The 18707-nt window shown below is 65.4% G+C and carries 15 protein-coding genes; 1 reads left to right on the top strand and 14 read right to left on the bottom strand.

Annotated elements, in window-relative coordinates; translation table 11 throughout:
• Nucleotides 1-32: 32 nt before the first annotated feature.
• From bamA to dnaE, 11 genes are all read right to left on the bottom strand, one after another.
• Nucleotides 33-2489: an outer membrane protein assembly factor BamA gene (gene bamA, locus ASF81_RS12810; protein ID WP_082503567.1), complete on the bottom strand. Its 2457-nt coding sequence runs from the start codon at nucleotides 2487-2489 to the stop codon at nucleotides 33-35.
• A 29-nt stretch (nucleotides 2490-2518) separates the two neighbouring features.
• Entirely contained in the window at nucleotides 2519-3736 is a 1218-nt protein-coding gene (locus ASF81_RS12805) for an RIP metalloprotease (protein ID WP_055809111.1), read from the bottom strand.
• 27 nt (nucleotides 3737-3763) lie between these two features.
• Nucleotides 3764-4960 carry a 1-deoxy-D-xylulose-5-phosphate reductoisomerase gene (dxr, locus tag ASF81_RS12800; RefSeq protein WP_055809109.1) on the bottom strand — a complete coding sequence of 399 codons (1197 nt, stop codon included), beginning with the start codon at nucleotides 4958-4960 and terminating at the stop codon, nucleotides 3764-3766.
• Nucleotides 4957-5775, bottom strand: coding sequence for a phosphatidate cytidylyltransferase (locus ASF81_RS12795; protein ID WP_055809107.1), 819 nt, complete (start codon nucleotides 5773-5775; stop codon nucleotides 4957-4959). The genes dxr and ASF81_RS12795 overlap by 4 nt, the downstream gene beginning before the upstream one ends.
• A complete protein-coding gene (gene uppS, locus ASF81_RS12790) occupies nucleotides 5775-6548 on the bottom strand; it encodes a polyprenyl diphosphate synthase (RefSeq protein ID WP_055809106.1) in 774 nt (257 codons plus the stop codon). Before uppS ends, ASF81_RS12795 begins: the two co-directional genes overlap by 1 nt.
• A 37-nt stretch (nucleotides 6549-6585) precedes the next feature.
• Nucleotides 6586-7143, bottom strand: a complete 558-nt coding sequence (gene frr / locus ASF81_RS12785) for a ribosome recycling factor (protein WP_055809105.1) — start codon at nucleotides 7141-7143, stop codon at nucleotides 6586-6588.
• A gap of 39 nt (nucleotides 7144-7182) precedes the next feature.
• Nucleotides 7183-7917, bottom strand: coding sequence for a UMP kinase (pyrH, locus tag ASF81_RS12780; protein ID WP_045811327.1), 735 nt, complete (start codon nucleotides 7915-7917; stop codon nucleotides 7183-7185).
• A gap of 127 nt (nucleotides 7918-8044) precedes the next feature.
• Complete coding sequence (tsf, locus tag ASF81_RS12775) at nucleotides 8045-8986, bottom strand: translation elongation factor Ts (protein WP_055753506.1); 942 nt, start codon at nucleotides 8984-8986, stop codon at nucleotides 8045-8047.
• A gap of 110 nt (nucleotides 8987-9096) precedes the next feature.
• Complete coding sequence (gene rpsB / locus ASF81_RS12770; RefSeq protein WP_055809103.1) at nucleotides 9097-9960, bottom strand: 30S ribosomal protein S2; 864 nt, start codon at nucleotides 9958-9960, stop codon at nucleotides 9097-9099.
• A gap of 226 nt (nucleotides 9961-10186) precedes the next feature.
• The gene (locus ASF81_RS12765) at nucleotides 10187-10783 is read right to left on the bottom strand and encodes a DUF4142 domain-containing protein (RefSeq protein WP_055809100.1); all 597 of its coding nucleotides are present in this window, start codon (nucleotides 10781-10783) and stop codon (nucleotides 10187-10189) included.
• Nucleotides 10784-10870: 87 nt separating this feature from the next.
• Complete coding sequence (gene dnaE, locus ASF81_RS12760; RefSeq protein WP_082503566.1) at nucleotides 10871-14335, bottom strand: DNA polymerase III subunit alpha; 3465 nt, start codon at nucleotides 14333-14335, stop codon at nucleotides 10871-10873.
• A 386-nt stretch (nucleotides 14336-14721) separates the two neighbouring features.
• Between dnaE and msrA the strand changes: the two genes are divergently transcribed.
• Entirely contained in the window at nucleotides 14722-15345 is a 624-nt protein-coding gene (msrA, locus tag ASF81_RS12755; RefSeq protein ID WP_055809098.1) for a peptide-methionine (S)-S-oxide reductase MsrA, read from the top strand.
• Between the two features lie 14 nt (nucleotides 15346-15359).
• Here the strand turns inward: msrA and ASF81_RS12750 are convergent, their stop codons facing one another.
• From ASF81_RS12750 to proS, 3 genes are read right to left on the bottom strand one after another with little or no spacing between them, the layout of a single operon-like run.
• Entirely contained in the window at nucleotides 15360-16064 is a 705-nt protein-coding gene (locus ASF81_RS12750) for an ABC transporter ATP-binding protein (protein ID WP_055809096.1), read from the bottom strand.
• A complete protein-coding gene (locus ASF81_RS12745; RefSeq protein ID WP_082465008.1) occupies nucleotides 16057-17343 on the bottom strand; it encodes a lipoprotein-releasing ABC transporter permease subunit in 1287 nt (428 codons plus the stop codon). Before ASF81_RS12745 ends, ASF81_RS12750 begins: the two co-directional genes overlap by 8 nt.
• Nucleotides 17340-18656 carry a proline--tRNA ligase gene (gene proS / locus ASF81_RS12740; protein WP_055809095.1) on the bottom strand — a complete coding sequence of 439 codons (1317 nt, stop codon included), beginning with the start codon at nucleotides 18654-18656 and terminating at the stop codon, nucleotides 17340-17342. Before proS ends, ASF81_RS12745 begins: the two co-directional genes overlap by 4 nt.
• Nucleotides 18657-18707 lie beyond the last annotated feature (51 nt).

Genomic DNA, 18707 nt, shown 5'->3' with positions numbered 1-18707 from the left:
GGTGTTTCCTCGTGCGGTCGAAAAAGCCGCGATTAGAACTGAGTAGAGGTCGAGAAGCGGAAGGATTCCGTCTTGTCGTAATCTTCCTTGGAAAGGACCTTGGAGATGTCGAAGCGGATCGGACCCATCGGCGACTTCCAGTGAATGCTGACGCCAGCCGACGCGCGCAGCGACAGCTCATCGGCGATGTTGGTGTTCACCGTTCCGGTGGACGTCAGCTTGTAGCGGTCATCCAGAACGCCCAGCGTACCGACATCGGCGAACAGCGAGGTCTTGATGCCGTATTGCTCGGGCAGATAATTCGGCACGGTGAGCTCGACCGTGCCTATGGCGTAGAAGTTGCCGCCTAGGGCATCGGTCGTATTCAGATCGCGCGGCCCCATACCGGCCGTCTCGAAGCCGCGGAAGCTGTTGCCGCCCTTAAAGAAGCGGTCGTTGATGCGGATCGGATCGCCGTTCCAGCCGCTGACGTAGCCGGTGGAACCCTGAACGCTGACGATCCAGTTCGGCGTAAAGCCGTAGTACCAACTCGCATCGGCCTCGGTCTTCACATAGTTCACGTCGCCGCCCAGACCCGCGAGGTCCTGACGCAGCGACCCGGCCCAGCCGCGTGTCGGACGGATCGGATCGTTGGTGTAGTTGACCTGCAGCGTGTAGCCCGCCGACGAGTTGATGAAGCTGCCGATCTGATCGCACAGCGCCGAGGATCCCTGCCCCACGCCCGAGCAAAAGCCCGTCGGCACGATGATTTCGTCAGACTTCAGAAAATAGCGCGTGCTGAGCAGCATATTGCCGTTCAGAGGATAGGACAGACGCAGGCCCGCGCCGGTCGAACGATAGTCGTATGACGAATACTGGCTCAGGTCGTAGCGCGAGTGGAACAGGTCGAAGCCAGCCCGCAAATCGCGACCGAGGAACTTCGGCTCCGTGAAGCGGAAGTCGACCTGCTGCCGCAGCGAGCCCCACTCCAGACGGGCGACCACGTTCTGACCGCGCCCGCGGAAGTTCCGCTCCGAGATGCCCAAATTAACCGTGAAGGAGTCGACAGAGCTGAAGCCCGCGCCGACGGACAGTTCGCCGGTCGGCTGTTCCTGGACGTTGACGTTGATGACCGAACGGTCCGGCGCGCTGCCGCGCGTCTCCTCGACCGTCACGTCCTTGAAGAAGCCCAGGGACCGCAGATTGTTGCGCGAGCGCTCCATTAGGGCGCGGTTGAAGGCGTCGCCCTCGGTCAGCAGCAGTTCGCGGCGGATCACCGGGTCGATCGTGCGGGTGTTGCCGACCACATTGATGCGATCGATGTAGACCCGCTGGCCCTCGGACACGTTGAAGGTCACATCGACCGTGTCCGTCTCGGGATTGGCCTTGTAGGTCGGATTGATCTCGACGAAGGCGTAACCGGCCGAACCGGCCGCGAACGTCAGGGCGTCGACAGCCTGTTCGATCTTGTCGCTCTCGTACAGCTGGCCTTCCCGGATCGGCACCAGAGCCTTCAGGAAGTCGGCGTTCAGCCGGTCGTTCTGGGTGACGACCTTGATCTCACCGAAGTTATACTTGTCGCCTTCGTTCAGCGTCAGGGTCAGCTGGAACGCTTGATCGTCTGGCTGCAGTTCGGCGACCGAGGACACCACGCGGAAGTCGTAATAGCCGCGGTTGGTGTAGAACTTCCGCAGCTGCTCCTGATCGTATTCCAGGCGGTTGGGGTCGTAGTTGTCGTTGTTTGAGAAGAACTTCCACCAGGTCGACTTCTCGGTGACCATTACGCCGCGCACGTCGCGATCCGAAAACGCCTCGTTGCCCAGCACGTTGATGGCGCTGATGCCGGTCTGTGGGCCTTCGTTGATCTCGAAGATCACATCGACGCGGTTCTGTTCCAGCTGGACCAGCTTGGGCGTCACGGTCGCAGAGATGCGGCCCTGGAGGCGATACAGCTCGACGATGGCGCCGACGTCCTCCTGAACCTTGGCGCGGGTATAGATGCCGCGCGGCGCCAGGTTCACTTCCTTGGTCAGCTTGTCCTTCGACAGCGCCTTGTTTCCCTCGAACACCACCTGGTTGATGATCGGGTTCTCGACAATCTGGACGATCAGGTCGCCGTTCTGGATGCCCAGTTGCACATCGGCGAACAGGCCCGTGCGCGACAGGGTGCGCACCGCGACGTCCAGCACCGAGGCGTCGACCGCATCACCGGGACGGATCGGCAGATAGGATAGGACCGTCGTCTGGTCGATCCGCTGCGCGCCCTGAACGATGATGCGGTTGATCGTGATCGTCTGCGGCGCAGCGATCTCGACGCGCGGTTCGGCGGCGCTCGCCGGGGCCGTCTGGACTGGCGTTTGAGCCGGCGCAGCAGGCGTCGTCGCCGGCGCGGCTTGGGCCGGCGCGGTCTGGGCCAGCGCGGGTGCGCCCAGCCCGGCGGCGACCGCCAGAGCCAGCAGGCTGGAGCGAGCGCTCAGTCGAACGGCGGCGCGAGAGGTCATGTCATTCATTCGGGAAACCGTCGGGGGCTGGCGTCGGCTCACGAGACGAGCCCGCCGAGGAATTGGAAGATATTGAGCTTCTGTAGGTCGTTCCACGTTGCGAACAACATAAATCCCGCCAAAAGCGCAAGGCCTGCACGATAGCCCATCTCCTGGAACCGCGCCGACACAGGCTGTTTCGCCACAGCCTCATAGCCGTAGAAAAGCAGATGCCCGCCGTCGAGGACCGGAATGGGTAGCAGATTTAGAAAGCCGATTCCGATCGAAAGTATGGCGGCCAAGGTTGTCAGCGTCAGGATAAGGTTGATCGCCATGGCGCCCGGCGCTGGATTGGCCTCAACCGCAGCCGTCGTCAGCGAGCCCGTCGCCTTGGCCATGCCCAGCGGACCGCTGAACTGATCGCCCGACTCGCGGCCCGTCGCCAGGCGTCCGAGGTAGGTCAGGGTCGAGCCGATGACGTCGGCCGTTTGGCGCGCTCCCTCGGCGACAGCCTCGACGGGGTCATAGCGGACGTGGCGGACATCGCCGGCCGACGAGCCCAGCCCCAGGCCGATGCGACCGACCTTGACCCGTCCGGCGATGGGGTCGTTTTCCTCGCGGCGTTCCGGCGTCGCGACCAGTTCGACCGGACGCCCGGCGCGCTCGACCGTGAAACGTACGGGATCGCCGGTCGATAGCATGACGGTGCGGGTGACAGCGCTTCCGTCCTTGATGGCCTTGCCGTTCACCTCGGTGATCAGGTCGCCGACCTGGAAACCGGCGGCGGCGGCTGGCGATCCCGCCTGGACCTGAGCAACACGCGCGGGGCGCAGAGACACGCCGACGGCCATGAAGACGACGGCGAAGATGGTGATGGCCAGGATGAAGTTCGCGATGGGCCCGGCCGCGACGATCAGGGCGCGCTGCCACACCGGCTTGAAGTGGAAATAATCACGCTCGGCGCCGGGCCCGCGCTCGGCAACCACGCGGCCGCGCAGTTCATCCAATCCGGCCCGATCAGGCACGCTGGACGCATCCAGATCGCCCGAAAACTTCACATAGCCGCCCAGCGGCAGCCAGCCGAGACGCCATTCGATGCCGTGACGATCGGTGCGGCTGGCCACGGCCTTGCCGAAGCCGACCGCGAACCGGTCCACCTTCACGCCAAAGGCGCGCGCGACGAGGAAGTGACCCAGTTCGTGAATGGTGACGATGAAGGTCAGCACCAGCAGGAACGAGGCGATGGAGATCAGGACCTGACCCAGGACGCCCAGCATTCGAAAATCGTCTCCCCTGGCCTGCTGTCAGGCCGCATTCGCAAGGCCAGCGATGACGCTCTCGGCCATTCGACGCGTCTCGGCGTCGACCGAAAGGGCCGCGCCGCAGGCGTCTCCAGAACCGAAAGCCATCCCCGCTTTCGTCGCACGCTCAAGGGTTTCGGCGACGACTGCGGCAATATTGAGAAACGCCAGCTTGCGGTCAAGGAAGGCGAAGGCGGCGACCTCGTTGGCGGCGTTGAACACGGCGGGCGTCGCGCCGCCCGCCTTCAGGGCCTGACGCGCCAGATCGAGGGCGGGAAAGCGCGTCAGATCGGGCGCTTCGAACGTCAACCGACCCAGAGCAGCCAGATTCAGCTTGGGCGCCGGCCACGCTATCCGATCCGGCCAGGCCAGGGCGCAGGCGATCGGCGTACGCATATCCGGCGGCCCCATCTGAGCGAGGGTCGAACCATCCACATATTCCACAAGGCTGTGGATGATCGATTCGGGGTGCACCACGACGTCGATCCGATCCTGCGGCATATCGAACAGATAGGCCGCCTCGATCATCTCCAGGCCCTTGTTGGCCATGGTGGCGCTATCGACTGAAATCTTGGCGCCCATGCTCCAGTTGGGGTGGGCGACGGCCTGTTCCGGCGTAATGGCGACCATCTGTTCGCGCGGCGTATTGCGAAAAGGCCCGCCCGATGCGGTGAGGATCAGCTTGGCTACCCGCTCAGGCGCTTCGGCCGGAAACACCTGGAAGATGGCGGAGTGCTCGGAATCGACGGGGATCAAGCGCCCCCCTGCCCGACTGACCCGTTCGATCAGGGCGGGCCCGCAGCAGACCAGGCTTTCCTTGTTGGCCAGCGCCAGGGTCGCACCCGTTCCCGCGGCCGCCCACGCGGACTTCAAACCCGCCGCTCCGACGATGGACGCCATGATCCAGTCGGCGGGTCGCGTCGCCGCCTCGACGATCGCGGCGTCGCCGGCGGCGACAGAGACATCCGTGCCGGACAAGGCGTCGCGCAGGTCGTCCAATCGCGCCGGATCGGCGGTCACGGCCAGCTTAGGCCGCCAGCGCCTGGCCTGTTCGGCCAGTTTGGCGATATTGGCGCCGCCCGTGAGGACCTCGACCTCAAACGCGCCTGTGCCCGTCGCCTCGGCTTGAGCCATCAGGTCCAGTGTGGAGGCGCCGACCGATCCGGTTGCGCCAAGCACGGTGATGCGACGCCGGATCACGCCCCACGCTCCAGCATAAGGACGATCAGTCGGCCCGCCGCGACGACGACGACCGCGAACATCAGGCCATCGACGCGGTCCAGCAGGCCGCCGTGGCCCGGAATGGTGTTGCCCGCATCCTTGACCCCGAACCGTCGCTTCAGCGCCGATTCCCACAGGTCGCCCGCCATGGTCGCCAAGGCCGCGGCAAAGCCCAGCACTGCCCCCCAGACGACGCTCAAGGCCCCCATATTGACCCAGGCCGTCATGACGGCGCCCGCAACCGCGCCGGCCGCAACGCCGCCGATGAACCCGGACCAGGTCTTGTTCGGCGAGAAGCGCGGCCACAGCTTGGGTCCGCCGAAGGTGGATCCCGCCAGATAGGCCACGATGTCGGCCGACCAGGCGACGGCGAAGACCAGCACGGTCCAGTGCAGCCCGATCAAACTGTCGACGTCGCGCAGCCAGATCAACAGGACCGAAGGCCAGCCGAGATAGAGTACGCCGTAGGCGGCATCCAGCGCCTCCTGCCCTCGGCTGCGGGCATAGACTCCGGCCGCGACCGCGCCGAACACCAGCATGATGAAGGCGACGGACATGGCCCCGAAATGGGCGCTGATCACCGCCGCCACGACGCCGAAGCTGACCGCGCCGCCCATGACGCGGCGCGCATGCGGCGCACTCATCGCCGCCCATTCGAACGCCAGGACGACGCTGGCCGCGATCATCAGCGCCAGAAACCACACGCCGCCGCCCCACGTCGCAGCGACCGCGGCGGGCGCCAGCACGACGGCGGACGCAGCCCTGAGGGCGATATCCCGACCCTTGACCGCCATCAGGCCGTCGCGCGCTCAGGCGCGATCACGCGTCCGCCGAAACGGCGGTCGCGCTGACCAAAGGCCGAGATCGCCTCAGCCAAGGCCTTGGGGCCATAGTCGGGCCACAGAATGTCCTGGAACACGAGCTCGGCGTAGGCCGCCTCCCACAACAGGAAGTTCGACAGCCGCTGCTCGCCCGACGTGCGCACGATCAAATCCAGCGGCGGCGAGCCCGCCGTGGCCAGCCCGGCCGTCAGGATCGCCTCGTTGAAAGGCTCGACCGTCTCGCCCGCCAGCACTCGCTCCATATGGCCACGCGCCGCGTCCACCAGATCCGCGCGACCGCCGTAGTTGAAGGCGACCTGCAACAGGAATCTGTCGTTATGGGCGGTCTGGGCCTCGGCCCGTTCGATGATGGCGGCGATATCGGCCGGCAGTCCCTGGCGTCGCCCCAGGATCTTCAGCCGGACGCCGGCCTTGGTCAGCCGGGCCAGATCGCTAGCGACGTAGGACCGCACCAGTCCCATCAGGTCCGACACTTCGTCCTCGGGCCGGCTCCAGTTCTCGGTCGAGAAGCCGAACACCGTCAGGCAATCGATGCCCAGATCCGGCGCCGCCTGGATCGTACGCTTCAGCGCCTGGACGCCTTCGCGGTGGCCCAGGGCCCGCGGCAGGCCGCGCGCCTTCGCCCAGCGTCCATTGCCGTCCATGATGATGGCGACGTGGCGCGGGCCGTCCTGACCCTGCTTGTCTGGGCTTTGGCCTGAAGGCGCGGCGCGGTCTGCCGTCATCTGTCGTGCGATCCCTTCCGGACCCAGCCGTTTCGCCTCAGACCTGCATGATCTCTTGTTCCTTGGTCTTCAAGGTCTCGTCGATGCGCTTGATGGCCGCGTCGGTGTCCTTCTGGACCTCGGTCTCCATCTTCTTTTGCTCGTCCTGGCTGATCTCGCCGGCCTTCTCGGCCTTCTTCAGGTCGTCGTTGGCGTCGCGGCGAACGTTGCGAACCGAGATCTTCTGCTGCTCGGCGTATTTGCCGGCCAGCTTGACCAGGTCCTTGCGGCGTTCCTCGGTCAGAGGCGGCACCGGAATGCGCAGGGTCTGGCCGTCCACGATCGGGTTCAGGCCCAGATTGGCGTTGCGGATCGCCTTTTCGACGGCGACCACCATGCCCTTGTCCCAGACGCTGACGCTGATCATGCGCGGCTCGGGCACGCTGATCGCGGCGACGGCGGTCAGGGGCGAGGCCGAGCCGTAGGCTTCGACCCGTACGGGCTCCAGCAGGCCGGCGTTGGCGCGACCGGTGCGCAGACCGCTGAACTCTTCCTTCAGAGCGGCGACGGAGCGATCCATGCGGTCGCGATAGGTCTTGAGGTCAGGCTTTGCCATGGTCTTGGTCTCTCTTGTCTTTCCTGGTCAGGCGAACGTTCAGGCGACGTCCTGAATGACCGTGAACGTGCCTTCGCCAGTCAGGGTCCGGCGCAGCGAATTGTCTTCCCGAATGGAGAAGACCACGATCGGTATGCCCGTGTCGCGCATCATGGCGATGGCCGAGGCGTCCATCACGCGCAGATCCTTGGCCAGCACATCCTGATAGGACAGCGTCTCATACCGCGTCGCGTCAGGATCCTTCTTCGGGTCGGCGGTATAGACCCCGTCCACGCTAGTGCCCTTCAGCAGGGCGTCACAGCCCATCTCCGCCGCACGCAACGCTGCGCCCGAGTCCGTGGTGAAGAACGGTGCGCCCACGCCGGCGGCGAAGATCACGACCCGGCCCTTTTCCAGATGACGCAAGGCGCGACGGCGGATGTAGGGTTCGGCGATGGCCGCCATTGGAATGGCGCTCTGCACGCGGGTCGAGACGCCGATCTTCTCCAGCGCCGACTGCATGGCCAAAGCGTTCATGATCGTCGCAAGCATGCCCATATAGTCGGCCTGGGCGCGCTCCATGCCGGCCGCCGCCTTCGACAGACCGCGGAAGATGTTGCCGCCGCCGATGACCAGACAGATTTCCACGCCCTCGGCCGCGACGTCCGCGACGGCCTTGGCTACAGCATCGACCGTCTTCATATCGACGCCGAACGACTGGTCGCCCATCAGCACCTCGCCCGATACCTTCAGCAGGACGCGTTTGTAGCGGAAGGTCGAGGGGGCGTCGGGCATGCGGGAAGGTCCGTTTGACTGCGGCGCCATTGAATCAGGCGGCTTCTTATAGACGAAAGGCGCGCCGGCCATCAAAGCCGAACGCGCCCTTCTGATACAAAACCCTCACGAATGAGGGGAATGTTTTTTAGTTGCCGCCCATCATGGAGGCGACTTCCGACGCGAAGTCGGGGCCTTCGACCTTCTCGACGCCTTCACCCAGCGCCAGGCGGACGAAGCCGGCCAGGTGAAGGTTGGAGGAGCCCAGTTCCTTGGCCGAGTTGGCGACCAGTTGTTCGATGGTCACGTCCGGATCCATGACGAACGGCTGCTTGGACAGCACCACGTCCTTCTGGAACTTGTTGATCTGACCTTCCACGATCTTGGCGATCATGGCTTCCGGGCGACCTTCTTCCTTGGCCTTTTCGGTCAGAACGGTGCGTTCCTTCTCGATGGCGGCGGGGTCCAGGTCGTCGGTGTTCAGCGATAGCGGCGCGGTGGCGGCAACGTGCATGGCGATCTTGCGGCCCAGTTCGCGAAGCGCGGTCTTGTCGCCCTCGCCTTCCAGCGCGACCAGCACGCCGATGCGGCCGACGCCCGGCGAAACCGCGTTGTGGACGTAGGTCGAGACGACGCCTTCCGACACCGACAGGCGGGCGGCGCGGCGCAGTTGCATGTTCTCGCCGATGGTGGCGATCATGTTGGTCACTTCGTCCTGGACCGTCTTGCCGGCTTCCAGTTCGGCGCCGTGCAGGGCCTCGACAGAATGGTGCTCCAGACCCAGCTGGGCGAACGACTTGGCGGCGTTCTGGAACAGCTCGTTGCGGGCGACGAAGTCGGTTTCGGCGTTGAACTCGATGGCGGCGGCGACTTCGCCCTTGCCGTCTTCCTTCGACGCGACGGCGACCAGACCTTCGGCGGCGACGCGGTCGGCCTTCTTAGCGGCCTTGGACAGGCCCTTGGCGCGCAGCCAGTCGATTGCTGCTTCGATGTTGCCGTCGTTTTCGACCAGCGCCTTCTTGCAGTCCATCATGCCGACGCCCGAACGCTCGCGAAGCTCCTTCACGAGGGCGGCAGTGATCTCGGCCATGTTCTTCTCCTTGGGGATTTCGTATGTGGGAACGGCCGGACTGATTTAGCCCGGCCGTGTGTCAGTTCGTCAGGCGGCGCTCAAGAACGCGAACGCCGCCCGGCGGGCGATCAGCCCTCGGCCTTCTCGGTTTCGACATCCGGCTCAGCAGCGGCTTCCAGTTCGGCAGCGGCGCCTTCCGTGCCGGCCGGCGCGGCTTCGGCTTCAGCCTTGGGGGCCGAGGCTTCACGCAGCATCGGCTCGACCGGAGCTTCCGAAGCGCCCAGGTCGATGCCCGAGGCCGAAGCGCCGGCGGCCAGGCCGTCCAGGACGGCGTCGGCGATCAGATCGCAGTAGGTCTGGATGGCGCGGGCGGCGTCGTCGTTGCCGGGGACCGGATAGGTGATGCCGTCCGGATCCGAGTTGGTGTCCAGGATGGCGATGATCGGGATGTTCAGCTTGCGGGCTTCCTGGATCGCGATCGCTTCCTTGTTGGTGTCGATCACGAACATGATGTCCGGGATCGAACCCATGTCCTTGATGCCGCCCAGCGACAGCTCAAGCTTGTCCTTCTCGCGCTGCAGGTTCAGCAGCTCTTTCTTGACGCGGCCTTCGCCGCCGTTTTCCAGAATGCCTTCCAGCTCACGCAGACGAGCGATCGAGCCCGACACGGTGCGCCAGTTGGTCAGCGTGCCGCCGAGCCAACGGTTGTTCATGTAGTACTGGGCGCAGCGCTTGGCGGCTTCGGCGACCGGCTCTGCGGCTTGGCGCTTGGTGCCGACGAACAGAACGCGACCGCCCTTGGCGGCGACTTCGCGCACGGCCACCAGAGCCTGGTGGAACAGCGGCATCGTCTGCGACAGGTCGATGATGTGGATGTTCGAGCGCGAGCCGAAGATGTAGCGGTCCATCTTCGGGTTCCAGCGGTGCGTCTGGTGGCCGAAGTGGGCGCCGGCTTCAAGCAGGGTGCGCATCGAGAATTCAGGCAGAGCCATGATCGTTCAGTCCTTTTTCCGATCAAACGTGGCGCGGGGGATTAAAGGCCTGAAGACCCTCGGAATGGTGCGGATCGGGATGTCTCCCCGAAGCGCGCCTCTCCCGCGTTGCGAAATGCGGGGGCCATGTAGGCCGGATGGGCCGCAATAGCAAGCGCAGCCCTGCAAATGCGGAAAAGGCGGCCCCTTTCGGGACCGCCTTTGGTCAGCAATGCAACGGCTGCTTTTACTTCATCGCGTCCAGCAGGGTCCGGGCGCGGTCGCGGTGTGCAGTGACGGGCGTCACAAGCTCGCGCGCCAGGGTGGCCAGAGCCGGCGCTTCGGTGTTGTCGGCAAAGCCGTTCAGCAGCGTCAGCGTCTCGTTGTGGGCGGCGACTTGTTGGTCCAGATAGACCTTGTCGAAGTCGTCCGGCGTGGCGGCGTTCAGATTGTCGATCAGGCCCTTGCGGCGTTCGTCCAACGTCGTGGGGATGGCGACGTTGGGCGCGGCGGTCGCCTGAGCGGCGGCCAGCTTCTCGCCGGCGGCGGTGTGATCCTTGGTGATCATGGCGGCCAGGGCCTTCACGTCCGCATTCTTGGACTTGGCGGCGGCGATCTTGGCGGCTTCCAGCTCATACATGTTGCCGGTGCCTAGGCCGGTGACGAAACCGTCGACGGTGTTGGCGCCCATGGTCATGGCCGAGGTCTGGCCGACGACTCCGGACGTGGCGTCCTGGGTGGCGTTGACCGCTTCGCCGGTGTTCTGGGCGGCGCTGTCGCCACCCTGGTTGCAGGCGGCGAGAAGGGCCAGCGAGGCGACGCTGGCGATGGCGAGATATTTCATTGCAACAGTCTCCCTATGGACTGACCAAACCCATCACGCGTCCGTGAGGTTCCGAAAAATCAAAAGCTTGACCATATCTGAGAGGGCTTAGGCGTCCTCCAGCATAACGACGCCCGGCGCTGACTTCAGCGCGCCGCGCAGGGCCCCGTCCAAACGATAACGGCCGGGAATCTTGACCTCGACCTCGCGCCCTTGCTCGAGACCCGCGATCATCAGCGACACCTCGCCCCCCTTGCCGATCGCGCCCGATCGCGCGCGTTCCAGCCGCGCCTTTAGCGCCTCGGCGTCAGCGCTGCGAGCCGAGACATGGATACGAAGGCCGATGTTGGCGTCGTCCAGCAGATTGTCCATTTGCGAGGCGTCGTCGCCGAAGAAGCGCACCTCCCCCTCCGACGACTTGGCGCGCACCCGCACCATCACCGAGGCGCCGGGCTCCAGCACCTCGCGGCATTTGCGCAGTTGTTCGGGCGGGAACAGGCATTCGAACTCGCCGGTCGGATCCGAGAAGGTCACGAAGGCGAACTTCTCGCCCGTCCGCGCGCTGGCCCGCTCCTGCTTGCGGCGCACGACGCCGGCCATCTGGAAGGCTTCGTGGCCGGATTCCGCCAGCGGTATGGCTTCGGCGACGAAGGTGACGCGCTTGCGCTTCAGAGCCGAGGTCATCTCGTCCAGCGGGTGGCCCGACAGATAGAAGCCGACCGCCGACAGTTCGTGATCCAGCCTCTCCGGCCCGACCCAGGGTTCGACGCTCTTCAGACGCGGCCGAGCGGCATGGGCCTGGTCGCCGCCAAACAATGACACCTGAGACGAGGCGCGTTCGGCCGCCACGCTCTGGCAATAGGCCATCAGAACGTCGGCCTGTTCCAGCAACTGACGGCGGTTGGGGTGGATGCTGTCGAAGGCGCCGGCCTTGGCCAGACCTTCCAGTGCGCGCTTGTTCACGCTGCGCGGATCGACGCGCTCGAGGAAGTCGAAAATGTCGGCGAAGCGGCCGCCCGTCTCGCGCACCTCGATGACGTGTTTCATCGCCTCGAGACCCACGTTTCGGATCGCGCCCAGGGCGTAGAGCACCGCCCCCTTGTCGTCGTCCCAGGCCACGTCGAAGTCGGCCGACGAGCGATTGATGTCGGGCGCCAGGACCGGCACGTCGAACCGTTTGGCGTCCTGATAGAAGACCGCCAGCTTGTCTGTGTTCGACAAGTCCAGGCTCATGGAGGCCGCGAAGAACTCGACCGGCTGATTGGCCTTCAGCCAACCCGTCTGGAACGAGATCAGGGCGTAGGCGGCGGCGTGCGACTTGTTGAAGCCGTATCCGGCGAACTTGGCCACCAGGTCGAAGATGGAGCCGGATTGCGCCTCCGGCACGGCCTTTTCGGCGGCGCCCTTGACGAAGCGGAGGCGCTGGAAATCCATCTCCTCCTTCTTCTTCTTGCCCATGGCCCGGCGCAGCAGGTCGGCCTCGCCCAGGCTGTAGCCCGCCAGGATCTGGGCGATCTTCATCACCTGTTCCTGGTAGATGATGACGCCGTAGGTCTCGGTCAGCACCTCTTTCAGGCTGGGGTGCAGATAGTCGACCTCGGCGCGCCCGAACTTACGGTCGATATAGGTGTCGATCATCTCCATCGGCCCCGGCCGGTAGAGCGAAATGAGAGCGGTGATCTCTTCGATGGAGCCGCAGCGCATCTTGCGCAGGGTGTCGCGCATGCCCTGGGATTCCAGCTGGAACACCCCAACCGTCTGGCCAGAGGCCATCAGCTCATACGTGCGCGCATCGTCCAGCGGCAGGCTGTTCCAGTCCTTGGCTGCGCCGCGCCGTTCGAGATAGCCGCGCGCCCGATCCAGCACCGTCAGCGTCTTGAGGCCCAGGAAGTCGAACTTCACCAGCCCCGCTGGCTCGACCCATTTCATGTTGAACTGGGACGCTGGAATAGTGGAGCGCGGATCCTGATACAGCGGCACCAGTTCCGTCAGAGGCCGGTCGCCGATGACGATGCCCGCGGCGTGGGTCGAGGCGTTGCGGTATAGCCCCTCCAGCTCCAGCGCGGTTTCCAGCAGGGTCTTCACCGCCGGCTCGGCGTCCCTCGCCTCCTTCAGGCGCGGCTCGATGTCGATGGCCTGGGCCAGGGTGACGGGCGCGGCCGGGTTGTTCGGCACCATCTTGCAGAGCCGGTCGACCTGACCCAGCGGCATCTGCAGCACCCGGCCCACGTCGCGCAACACGGCCCGCGCCTGCAAGGTGCCGAAGGTGATGATCTGGGCCACCCGGTCCTTGCCGTAGCGGTCCTGCACATAGTCGATCACCTCTTCGCGCCGCTCCTGGCAGAAGTCGATGTCGAAGTCGGGCATGGAGACGCGTTCGGGGTTCAGGAATCGCTCGAACAGCAGGCCGAACCGCAGTGGGTCCAGATCGGTGATGGTCAGGGACCAGGCGACCAGCGAGCCGGCGCCGGAGCCCCGCCCCGGCCCCACCGGAATGCCGTGGGTCTTGGCCCATTTGATGAAGTCCGACACGATGAGGAAGTAGCCGGGGAAGCCCATCTGCTGGATGATCCCGACCTCCCATTCCAGACGGGTCCAGTATTCCTCTTCCGGCACGGCCGGCGTGACCTCGGTCAGGCGGACCTTCAGCCCCTCGCGCGCCTGGTGGGCCAGTTCATCGGCCTCGGAGCGCCCGGCGCCGGTATCGAAGCGCGGCAGGATGGGCGCGTGAGTATTGACCAGGAAGGCGCAGCGACGCGCGATGTCGATGGTATTGTCGCAAGCCTCGGGCAGGTCGGCGAACAGCTCGCGCATGACGGCGGCGGGCTTGAACCAGTGTTCGCCGGTGATGCGGCGGCGATCCTCCTGGCCGGTGAAGGCGCCATCGGCGATGCACAGCAGGGCGTCGTGGGATTTAGCCTGCGCCGCCTTCGCGTAATAGACGTCGTTGGTGGCGACCAGCGGCACATCGTTGGCATATGCCCATTCGACCAGCCCCGGCTCGGCGCGCTTTTCGTCCTCCAACCCGTGGCGTTGCAGCTCGACGTAGAAGCGGTCGCCGAACGCCGCCTTCATCGCCGCCAGAGCAGCGGCGCCATCGGCCTTCTTGCCTTGGGCGAACAGCGGATCGACCGGGCCGTCCGGGCCTCCGGACAGCAGGATCAGGCCTTCGGAGCGGGCGACGACCTGCTCCCAGGCCACGCCCGGCTCGGCCATTTCTCCGGCGTCCAGATAGGCGGATGACGACAACGCGCACAGGTTCAGCCACCCGGCCGTATCCTGGGCCAGCAGAACCACGGTCGGAACCTTGGCCCAGCGAGCGTTGATCTGGCCGCCGATGCCGAAGACCGGCAGGGCGCAGGCCACGAGCGGCTGAACGCCTGCATCCTTCGCGGTCTGGCTGAACTCCAGCGCGCCGAACAGATTGGCCCGGTCCGCCACCCCGACCGCCGGCATTCCGGCGTCGGCCGCCAGCTTGCCGACCTTAGCCGCCTTGATCGCGCCTTCCAGCAGCGAATAGGCCGAGCGGACCCGCAGATGGACAAAACCCTGACTGTTCACCGGCTCGTTCACGCCTTCTTCGACCCTGGCCCGTTGAAGAGCCCTACTCTACCCTGAGTCTCATATCGGGCGGCGCGCGGCCATCGCAAACCGGTCGCCTGACGGATCGGCTGTGGATCGCTGGCTTCAGACAGTCCTCGAAAAAAACACCGTCTAAAGTGTCTAATTCGTCTGATCTCAGGCGGTGACGCTGATCGCCACGGTCCAGACCATCCAGACGAAACCGCCGCATGACGCCAGCGACAGCATATCCCTCATCAAACGCGGCATGACCTTGGCTCCGAGACATCCGATATGTTCTGCTAATGTTCTATGTTGGCGTTTTGTTCCAGTCAAGTCGTTCTCCGTGAAACCGTTTGCGCGTCGCCGTCGTAGTCAATGCAACAGGAGATGAGACCATGTCCCTTCGCACGAACGCCCTCGCCGCCGTTGCAACCTTGACTGTCGCTGCGCTGGCGATCGGCGCGCCTCTGACCCGTCAGGCCGAAGCGCAGACGGCTTTTCAGACCGCGATCTTCGCAGGCGGCTGCTTCTGGTCGGAAGAAAAAGCATTCGATGACGTGCCGGGGGTACGCTCGGCCGTATCGGGCTTCGTCGGCGGCCATACCGCCAACCCGACCTATGAGCAGGTGGTGCGCGGCGGCACCGGCCATATGGAGGCGGTGCAGGTGACCTTCGATCCGCGTGTGGTCAGCTATCGCACACTGGTCGATCGCTATTGGCGCACCATCGACCCGACGGATCCTAACGGTCAGTTCTGCGACCAGGGGCCGTCCTATCGATCCGCCGTCTTTGCGACAGCGGCCCAACGCACGGACGCCGTCGCCTCGCGCGATGCGGCGATGCGGGTGTTGAGAAAGAGCTTCACCACGCCGGTTGTCGGCGCCCAGCGGTTCTGGCCAGCGGGTGAGGAGCACCAGAACTACGCCAAGCGCCACGCCGCCAGCTATCAGGCTTACCGGATCGGATGCCGCCGCCCCGAACGCCTGCGAGCGATCTGGGGCGACGCCGCCGTCAGCTGATCGATAGGCGTGGCTCAGTAGGCGTGGCTCTGGGCCTCGCGCTGTTCCAGATGACCGTCCTTCAGGGCGAAGACGCGGTCCATATGGCCGGCCAACTCCATATTGTGGGTGGCGATCAGGGCGGCGACGCCCGTGGTCTTGGCCAGGTCGCGCAGGGATTCGAAAACGGATTGGCTGGTGGTCGGATCCAGATTGCCTGTCGGCTCGTCGGCCAGCAGCAGGCGTGGGCCGTTGGCCAGCGCGCGACCGATGGCGACGCGCTGCTGTTCGCCGCCCGACAGCTGAGCCGGCTGGTGCGTCAGGCGTTCGCCTAGCCCCAGGGCCGTCAGCGTGACCTCGGCGCGTTTGCGCGCCTCGTCCTGGGCCACCCCGGCGATCCGCATCGGCAGGGCGACATTGTCGCGCGCATCGAACTCGGGCAGCAGGTGGTGGAACTGATAGACGAAGCCGATCCGGCCCAGGCGCAGACGCGTGCGGGCGCGCTCGTCGAGATCACCGACCTGTTCGCCGTCGATGGCGACCGTGCCGCTGGTGGGCTTCTCCAACAGGCCGGCGGCGTGCAGCAGCGACGACTTGCCCGAGCCCGACGGTCCGATCAGTCCGACCAGTTCGCCGGGATAGACGTCCAGATCCACGCCCTTCAGCACGGTCAGACCGCCTTGGGCGGTGTCATAGGTACGGGTCAGGCCGCGCACCGAAAGGATGGGAGCCTTACTCATAGCGAAGCGCCTCCACGGGATCGATGCGAGACGCGTTCCAGGACGGCGGCAGGCTGGCGATACAGCTCATCAACAGGGACCAGAAGGCCACCCAGGTCACGTCCACCGGATCGACCAGGGCCGGGATGGCGTCCAGCATATAGACGTCGGAATCGAACAGCTTGGTCTGCAGCACGAACTCCAGGAAATGCTGGATCGAGCCGATGTTCCAGCAGAACAGCAGACCCAGGATCAGCCCCGCGATGGTGCCCGCGACCCCGATCATGGCGCCGGCCATGAAGAAGACGCGCAGGATCGCCGAGGGGCTGGCGCCGATGGTGCGAAGGATGGCGATGTCGCGGCCCTTGTTCTTCACCAGCATGACGATGCCGGAGATGATGTTCATGGCGGCGATGGCGACGACGAGGCCCAGGATGATGCTCATGGCCACGCGTTCGACCTTCAGCGCACCATAGAAGGCGGCGAGCCGCTCGCGCCAGTCGCTGACGACCGAGCCGGGACCGGCCGCGTCGCGGATGGCGGCGGTCAGGGCGCCGACCTGATCGGGATCGTCGACCTTGATCTCGATCGCGTCCCAGACCCCTTCCTTGCCGAAGAAGAGCTGCTGCTGCTCCAGAGGCATGAAGATGAAGGCGCGGTCATAGTCGGCGGCGCCCGAGCGGAACAGGCCGCCGACGAAATAGGTCTTCTCAAGTCCGCCGAGATTGCCGAAGGCGCTGTCGGCCCCGGTCGGCGAATACAGGGTCACAGGATCGCCGACGCGCAGGCCCATGGAGTTGGCCAAGGCCGCGCCGACCAGAATGCGGTCGCCGCCATAAGGGCCCTTGCCGAAGCTGGCGCGTTCCTGCGGGCTTAAGCTGTCGAAGACATACTGGGTCTTGGCCAGATCCTCAGGGCGGATGCCCTTGGCGATGGCGCCGGTCGTATAGCTGCCGACGCGGATCAGGCTTTGCGCCTCGTTCAGCGGACTTGCGCTGGCGACGCCCGGCACGGCCTGGATGCGCTTAAGGGCGGCTTCGCGATCCGGCGAGGTCAGGACCTGCCCCTGCACATACATGTGGCCGTTGAACGCCAGCATGCGGCCCAGCAGTTCGCTGCGGAAGCCGGACATGATGCTCATCACGCTGATCAGGACGGCGACGGCCAGCATGATGCCGATGAAGCTGATCACCGCGATGGTGGCGACGCCGCCTTCCTTGCGCTTGGCGCGCAGGTAGCGCAGGGCCAGGCCGATCTCCCACGAGGAGAAGGCGCCGGATGGACGAGACGGCAGGCTCAAGCGGTCAGCCTTTCGATAGCTTCGGCGAGCGTTACGGAGACCTTCTCGCCAGTGGCGCGACGTTTCAGTTCGACCACGCCGTCCGCCAATCCCTTCGGACCGATGGTCAGCTGCCACGGCACGCCGATCAGGTCGGCAGTTGCGAACTTGCCGCCGGGACGTTCGTCGGTGTCGTCGTACAGGACGTCCTTGCCGAGCTTTTCAAGCCGGGCCACCGCGTCTTCGCAGGCGGCCGAGACGGCCTCGTCATTGGCGCGCAGATTGATCACGACCACGTCGAAAGGCGCGACCGCATCGGGCCAGATGATGCCGCCGGCGTCGTGGCTCGCTTCGATGATGGCGCCCAGCAGGCGCGACACGCCGACGCCATAGCTGCCCATGTGGACCTCGGCGTCCTGCCCGTCAGGCCCGGCGACCTTGGCCTTCATCGGGGCGGAGTATTTCGTGCCGAAGTAGAAGATGTGGCCGACCTCGATGCCGCGCGCCGACAGGCGGTCGCCCTCGGCGGTCTTGGCCTCGAACTGCGACGGATCGTGCATCTCTTCGGTGGCGGCGTAGAGGGCGGTGCGTTCGTCGAAGACGACCTGGACGGCTTCGGGGCTGAAGTCGTCGCCGGGCGCGGGCATCTCGACCAGCTTGCGGTCGCAGAAGACCTCGCTCTCGCCAGTTTCGGCCAGGACGATGAACTCGTGGCTCAGATCGCCGCCGATGGGGCCGGTGTCGGCGCGCATCGGCACGGCCTTCAGGCCCATGCGGGCGAAGGTGTTCAGATAGGCGACGAACATGCGATTGTAGGCGACGCGGGCCGCGGCCTCGTCCACGTCGAAGGAATAGGCGTCCTTCATCAGGAACTCGCGGCCGCGCATCACGCCAAAGCGCGGACGGCGCTCGTCGCGGAACTTCCACTGGATGTGAAACAGGTTCAGCGGCAGCGACTTGTAGGACTTCACATAGGCCCGGAAGATGTCGGTGATCATCTCCTCGTTGGTCGGTCCGTACAGCAGCTCGCGCTCATGCCGGTCGGTGATCCGCAGCATCTCGGGACCGTAGGCATCATAGCGGCCGCTCTCGCGCCACAGGTCGGCCAGTTGCAGCGTCGGCATCAACAGTTCGACCGCCCCGGCCCGCATCTGCTCCTCGCGCACGATCTGCTCGATCTTGCGCAGAACTTTCAAACCCAGCGGCAGCCAGGCGTAGATGCCGGCGGCCTCCTGCTTGATCATGCCGGCGCGCAGCATCAGCTGGTGCGAGACGATCTGGGCGTCCGAAGGAGCTTCCTTCAGCGTGGGCAGGAAAAAGCGCGACAGGCGCATGGTCGGGAATCCTAGGCGTAGAGACGGAACAAGGCTTTAGCCGCTCGGACG

The organism is Brevundimonas sp. Leaf168 (genome assembly GCF_001423685.1).
Taxonomy (GTDB): domain Bacteria; phylum Pseudomonadota; class Alphaproteobacteria; order Caulobacterales; family Caulobacteraceae; genus Brevundimonas; species Brevundimonas vesicularis_C.
Note: the sequence above shows the minus strand (reverse complement) of the source record. Positions and strands in the feature narration are given on the sequence as shown.